The 6142-nt window shown below is 71.6% G+C and carries 6 protein-coding genes; 3 read left to right on the top strand and 3 right to left on the bottom strand.

All coding sequences use genetic code 11. The features are described 5' to 3' along the window. Window positions 1–188: 188 nt before the first annotated feature. Window positions 189–839: an HAD family hydrolase gene (locus ACFWEP_RS30185; protein WP_387374784.1), complete on the bottom strand. Its 651-nt coding sequence runs from the start codon at window positions 837–839 to the stop codon at window positions 189–191. A gap of 158 nt (window positions 840–997) precedes the next feature. Between ACFWEP_RS30185 and ACFWEP_RS30180 the strand changes: the two genes are divergently transcribed. After that, a complete protein-coding gene (locus ACFWEP_RS30180; RefSeq protein WP_387374782.1) occupies window positions 998–1195 on the top strand; it encodes a CsbD family protein in 198 nt (65 codons plus the stop codon). Window positions 1196–1279: 84 nt separating this feature from the next. Here ACFWEP_RS30180 and ACFWEP_RS30175 read toward each other — a convergent pair whose 3' ends face one another. After that, window positions 1280–1807 (bottom strand): NUDIX domain-containing protein, encoded by a 528-nt coding sequence (locus ACFWEP_RS30175; protein WP_387374780.1) that lies wholly within the window; start codon window positions 1805–1807, stop codon window positions 1280–1282. A gap of 211 nt (window positions 1808–2018) precedes the next feature. Between ACFWEP_RS30175 and ACFWEP_RS30170 the strand changes: the two genes are divergently transcribed. Both ACFWEP_RS30170 and cimA read left to right on the top strand, forming a co-directional pair. Next, window positions 2019–3356, top strand: a complete 1338-nt coding sequence (locus ACFWEP_RS30170) for an MFS transporter (protein WP_387374778.1) — start codon at window positions 2019–2021, stop codon at window positions 3354–3356. A gap of 276 nt (window positions 3357–3632) precedes the next feature. Beyond that, the gene (cimA, locus tag ACFWEP_RS30165; protein WP_387374776.1) at window positions 3633–5240 is read left to right on the top strand and encodes a citramalate synthase; all 1608 of its coding nucleotides are present in this window, start codon (window positions 3633–3635) and stop codon (window positions 5238–5240) included. Between the two features lie 59 nt (window positions 5241–5299). Here the strand turns inward: cimA and ACFWEP_RS30160 are convergent, their stop codons facing one another. Further along, window positions 5300–6052, bottom strand: a complete 753-nt coding sequence (locus ACFWEP_RS30160; protein WP_387374774.1) for a hypothetical protein — start codon at window positions 6050–6052, stop codon at window positions 5300–5302. Window positions 6053–6142 lie beyond the last annotated feature (90 nt).

Raw genomic sequence — 6142 nt, 5'->3', positions numbered from 1 at the left:
GGGTCCTGCCGGGCGCGGCCTTCGTGTCGCGCACGAGGTGTGAACGGGGGCTGGTCAGGCACCTCGGGTGCTGGTGAGCGCCTGTCCGGCGGCCGCGAGAAGCGCGAGAAGGGCGTCCTCCGGTCGGACATCGAGAAGGACTTCTCGGCGGAGACACGGGCGCCCCCTGCGGTGACAGGCTCGCCCGCCTACTCCCGCTCCCCCCGCACCAGCTCCGCCACCTCGGCGAGCGAGTCGACCGACCAATCCGCCGTGGCGCGGACGGCCGGGTCGTCGGCCCACCAGTGGCCCCACGGTCCGCGCCGCAGGTGCGCGGTGCGCAGGCCCGCCGCGTGGGCGGGGAACACGTCGTTGGCCGGGTGGTCGCCGACGTACAGGGTGTGCTCGGAGCGGGTGTTGGAGACGCCGAGGACGCGGGCGAAGAACGCCGGGTCCGGCTTGGCGGCGCCCCACTCCTCGGACATCACGACGAGATCGGCGGGCAGCTCCAGCGCTCGCAGCAGCTCTCCGGCGCGGGCCGTCTGGTTCCCCGCGACGATCACGCGGACGCCGAGCTCGCGGAGCCGGCCCAGGGTCAGCCGTACGTCCGGATAGAGGTCCGACTCGTCCAGGTACTCGCCCCTGCCCGCCGCCTCGCGGGCCCGCCACTCGGCCTCGACGTCGATGCCGGGGCGGACGAGGCGCAGCGCGTCGGAGTTGTCGCGGCCCTGGGTCACCACCGCCCCCACCAGGGCGCTCATCGTGTGCCGGGGGACGTCCAGCCAGTTGGCCCAGGAGCCCCAGTACCGGTTGTCGTTGGTCAGCGTCTCGCCGACGTCGAAGACGATGGTCTCGATCACCGGGCCGACCCTACTGGGCGGCGGGGCGGGGAGTCCGGCCCCGGCGGCTTCCCGCGCCTTCCGTTTCGCCCGGGCTTCGCCGGGCAGGCGCCGTCCTGCAGGCACTGCCGGGGTGACCTACGTTGGCAGTGCAAGGTTCGTCCGTCCGAGGAGGCCCCGTGACTGAGGGAAGCAAGGACAAGGTCAAGGGCAAGGCCAAGGAAGCCATGGGCAAGATGACCGGCAACCGCGGCAAGGTCGCCGAAGGCAAGGCCGACCAGGCCAAGGGCGTCGCGAAGGACGCCGTGGGCGACGCGCGCAGGGACCTGCGCGACAAGACCGGTCCCAAGGACCCGCTGATCACCGACGACGAGTGAGTCCCGTACTCGCGTTCCGGGCCCCCGCCTTCCCCTGGGCGGGGGCCCGGCGTCTTCTCCGGCCTCGTCGGCGCCGGTGCCTCGTCAGCGCCAGCGGTACGTCCGGTCGGTGATCGGCGGCAGCAGTACGGGGCGGGGCGGGGCGGCGGCCGGGAGCAGCAGGCCGAGCACCTCGGCCACGGCGGGATAGAGGTGCAGGTCCGCCGCCTTCGCCAGGGGGACCCACACCACGCTGGTGGGGTACTCGGCGTCCTGTTCGGTGTCCGGCAGGGAGTCCCGGACGCGGCGGGGGAGCACCAGGGAGTGGATCAGGTGGAGCCGGCGGAACGTGCCGGGCCGGCCGGGCCGCGTGGTGATCTGATCCTGGACCCAGAGCAGCCGAGGCGGAGAAGGCAGCGCGCCGACGTCGAGAGTGAGCTCCTCCCGGAGTTCGCGGGCGAGCGCGTCCGGTACCTGCTCGTCCGGGGCGAGGAGGCCACCGGGCAGGGAGTGCTGCTCCCCGCCGGGGCGGGTACGGCGGATGAGGCAGATCTCGCCGCTCTCGACGATCGCGGCGCAGACCCGGACCGTGACGGCCGGGGCGGGGTCGCTCGGGGGTGTGCTCGTGGTCATGAGGGGCTCTACCCCGGGCCGCCGCGGTGGAAGCACGGCGCGCGGGCCACCCCGCCTTCCGAGCCGCGCGTCGGGCGCGATCACCGACGATCACCGCCCTCACCCCCGGAGCCGGACCGTCCGCCGGTGTACGCAACGTACGCAAGTAATCCGGATCGTTCCCCTCCGCTCCCTTGTCCGCGCTCCCCGGCCTGCGGCACGGTGGCCGACCATGGGACGAGAGCAGTGGAAGAGGATCTGGGTCGGTTCGGCCGGGAACATGGTCGAGTGGTTCGACTGGTTCGTGTACGCGACCTTCGCGGTCTACTTCGCGGACGCCTTCTTCCCCGAGGGCAACGGGACCGCGAACCTCATGAACACCATGGGCATCTTCGCCGTGGGGTTCTTCATGCGGCCGGTCGGCGGCTGGCTCCTCGGGAGGATCGGTGACCGCCGGGGCCGCAAGGCCGCGCTGACCCTCACCGTCTCGCTGATGTCGGCCTCCGCGATCCTCATCGCCGTCGCCCCGACCTACGCGGTCGCCGGGTACGGCGGGGTGGCCGTGCTCATGGTGGCCCGGCTGCTCCAGGGCCTGTCGGTGGGGGGCGAGTACGCGGCCAGCGCCACGTACCTCACCGAGGCCTCACGCCCCGACCGGCGCGGGTTCGCCTCCAGCTTCCAGTACGTGTCGATGACCGCCGGTCAGCTGATCGGGCTCGGGCTCCTCATCCTGCTCCAGCACACGCTGTCCGAGAACGCCCTGCACGACTGGGGCTGGCGGGTGCCGTTCGTGGTCGGGGCGCTCGGCGCGGCGGTCGTCTTCTACCTGCGGCGCACCATGCTGGAGACCGAGGTCTACGCGGAGTCCGGAGCCGCCGAGGACGCCGACCGGGGCACGCTCAAGGCCCTGTGGGTCCACCGGCGCGAGGCGTTCCTCGTCGTCGCGCTGACCATGGGCGGGACCGTCGCGTACTACACGTACACGACGTACCTGACGAAGTTCCTCGCCAAGAGCGCCGGGATGGAGAAGTCCACCGCCACCCTCGTCAGCTTCTGCGCGCTCTTCGTCTTCATGTGCCTCCAGCCGCTCGCCGGGCTGCTCTCCGACCGGGTCGGGCGGCGCCCGCTGCTCATCGGGTTCGCCGTCGGCTCCACCCTCCTGACGGTGCCGGTCATGACGATGCTCCGGCACGCGGGTACCTTCTGGCCCGCCCTGGGTCTGTCGCTGCTTGCCCTCGTCGTGGTCACCGGTTACACCTCCATCAACGCCTGCGTGAAGGCCGAGCTCTTCCCGACCGGCATCCGCGCGCTCGGAGTGGCCCTCCCGTACGCCGTCGCCAACGCGCTCTTCGGCGGGACGGCCGAGTACATCGCGCTCTGGTTCAAGGACGCGGGCGCCGAGTCCGGGTACTTCTGGTACGTGGCCGGCTGCGCCGCCGTCTCGCTCGTCGTCTACCTGAGCATGCGAGAGACGCGCGAACTGGACCTGCACCGGGTCGGCGCGGGGGAGACGGCCGCACCCGGTCCCGGGCGGCCCTCGGACGAGACGAGTGTCACGACCGCATTCTGAGACGGGCCCGTCACGGGGGCGGTGCTGTGCCAAAATGCTCCCGTGTCCTCGTTGTCCACGATTATTGGCAGCAGGCGCGCCGGTCCGCAGTGACGTCCCGTACCACCACGTACGGCACGCTCATCGTGCCCCAGACCCGCGCGCAGACCTCTCGCACCCGCGAGGGGTTTTTTCGTTTTCCGGCCCCCACCCAGGCCGGGGCGGCGTGCGCGGGATGATGGGGGCAAGTGGAGCCAGATCGTCCGGATCCACTCATCCGACAGGAGTCGCATCAGCATGACCAACAAGGCCACCGCCACCGACGACAGTTTCCATGTCTTCGACACCACCCTGCGCGACGGTGCACAGCGTGAAGGCATCAACCTGACGGTCGCCGACAAGCTGACCATCGCCCGGCACCTGGACGACTTCGGCGTCGGATTCATCGAGGGCGGCTGGCCCGGCGCCAACCCCCGGGACACGGAGTTCTTCGCCCGCGCCCAGCAGGAGATCACCTTCGCCAACGCCCAGCTCGTGGCGTTCGGCGCGACCCGCAGGGCCGGCGGAAAGGCCGCCGAGGACCCGCAGGTCAAGGCGCTGCTCGACTCCGGCGCCCCGGTGATCACCCTGGTCGCCAAGTCCCACGACCGCCACGTCGAACTCGCCCTGCGCACCACCCTGGACGAGAACCTGGAGATGGTCCGCGACACCGTCTCCCACCTGCGCGCACAGGGCCGCCGGGTCTTCGTCGACTGCGAGCACTTCTTCGACGGCTACCGCGCCAACCCCGAATACGCGAAGTCCGTGGTCCGCGCCGCCTCCGAGGCCGGCGCCGATGTCGTCATCCTCTGCGACACCAACGGCGGGATGCTCCCCGCCCAGGTCCAGGCCGTCGTCTCCACCGTCCTCGCCGACACCGGCGCCCGGCTCGGCATCCACGCCCAGGACGACACCGGCTGCGCCGTCGCCAACACCCTCGCGGCCGTCGACGCGGGTGCCACCCACGTCCAGTGCACCGCCAACGGCTACGGCGAACGCGTCGGCAACGCCAACCTCTTCCCGGTCGTCGCCGCCCTGGAACTGAAGTACGGCAAGACGGTGCTCCCCGAGGGCGCGCTCGGCGAGATGACCCGCATCTCCCACGCCATCGCCGAGGTCGTCAACCTGACCCCCTCCACCCACCAGCCGTACGTGGGCGTCTCGGCCTTCGCCCACAAGGCCGGGCTGCACGCCTCCGCGATCAAGGTCGACCCCGACCTCTACCAGCACATCGACCCCGCGCTCGTCGGCAACAGCATGCGGATGCTCGTCTCCGACATGGCCGGACGCGCCTCGATCGAGCTGAAGGGCAAGGAGCTCGGCATCGAACTCGGCGGCGACCGCGAGCTGGTCGGCCGCGTCGTCGAGCGCGTCAAGGAGCGCGAACTCAGGGGCTACACCTACGAGGCGGCCGACGCCTCCTTCGAACTGCTGCTCCGGGGCGAGGTCGCGGGCACCCCGCCCCGCTACTTCCGCACCGAGTCGTGGCGGGCGATCGTCGAGGACCGCCCCGACGGCGTGCACGCCAACGAGGCGACCGTGAAGCTGTGGGCCAAGGGCGAGCGGATCGTCGCCACCGCCGAGGGCAACGGACCCGTCAACGCCCTGGACCGGGCGCTCCGGGTCGCCCTGGAGCGGATCTACCCGCAGCTCGCCAAGCTGGAACTGGTCGACTACAAGGTCCGCATCCTGGAGGGGCGTACCGGCACCGAGTCCACCACCCGGGTGCTGATCACCACCGGCGACGGAGCCGGCGAATGGTCGACCGTCGGGGTCGCGGAGAACGTCATCGCCGCGTCCTGGCAGGCGCTGGAGGACGCGTACACCTTCGGTCTGCTGCGGGCCGGGATCGAGCCCACGGAGTAGGGCATGCGGAGTGTGGCGCCGGACGTCCGGCGGCCCACACACCCCCGCCCCCGCGCGCGCTACCGCGGCACCCCCCCCCCGGGCGCGGCCCGGGGTACGGCGACGGCGGGCACCGTCCACGTCGGGGTGCCGATCCACACGGCGAGCAGACCCACCGCGAAGCAGATCCCGAAGTTGATGGTGAGCAGCGTATTGCCGTCCGGGTACCACAGGCAGGACCGGTAGGCGCGGGGCCGGGCGAGACGCACCGCCCCGAACACGAAGGCCTGAGCCGCGAGGAGCGCGGCGAACACGCCGGCGGCGGCGTTCATCTGGAGCTCGTCACGGGGTGCCTGCGGGGTGTTCTGCCGTTCGCCGTCCTTGCTGACCACCACGATGTCGCCCCGCCAGACGGTGGCCGTGACCTGGTCGCCGGGTGCGAGCTCTCTCAGGAGCGGCCCCTCCTTGCCGCCGGCCCGCACGGTTCCCCGCCAGCCGTCCTCGTCCGTCAGGGCCGCCTCGTAGTAATAGCTCTTCCCCCCGTGCTTCCTCTCCGTCTTCTCCACGGTGAGACGCAAGGTGCTCAGACAGTCCGTCGACCCCTGCCGCACCGCGCGGGAGGAGCACGATTCGGCCGCGCGGTAGTCCTGGAGGCGCTCACCTTCCGACGGCAACCACCAGGAGAGCACCGCGTAACACCCCGCCGCCGATATCAGCGACAGCAGGATCATCAGCACGCCCGCGAACCGCGTCCGACCCGGCGACCGCCGGTCGGCATCCTTCTCGTGCGGCTGTCCGTCCGTGCTGTGAGCCCTCGCCCGCGTCATTGCCATGGCCTTCCCCCCTCGCCTCAGCATCCTTCAGCCAGAGACAGGGATACACCCGGGTCCACGGCAGTCTCCAGGCGGTCCGGGTTGCCGGAG

The organism is Streptomyces sp. NPDC060198, from assembly GCF_042728415.1.
Classification (GTDB): domain Bacteria; phylum Actinomycetota; class Actinomycetes; order Streptomycetales; family Streptomycetaceae; genus Streptomyces.
Note: the sequence above shows the minus strand (reverse complement) of the source record. Positions and strands in the feature narration are given on the sequence as shown.

Excerpts from the sequence above, each read along its gene's own strand:
- ACFWEP_RS30175 (WP_387374780.1), bottom strand. The coding sequence starts at position 1,807 with ATGACCACGAGCACACCCCCGAGCGACCCCGCCCCGGCCGTCACGGTC.
- ACFWEP_RS30170 (WP_387374778.1), top strand. The coding sequence starts at position 2,019 with ATGGGACGAGAGCAGTGGAAGAGGATCTGGGTCGGTTCGGCCGGGAAC.
- ACFWEP_RS30160 (WP_387374774.1), bottom strand. The coding sequence starts at position 6,052 with ATGGCAATGACGCGGGCGAGGGCTCACAGCACGGACGGACAGCCGCAC.
- cimA (WP_387374776.1), top strand. The coding sequence starts at position 3,633 with ATGACCAACAAGGCCACCGCCACCGACGACAGTTTCCATGTCTTCGAC.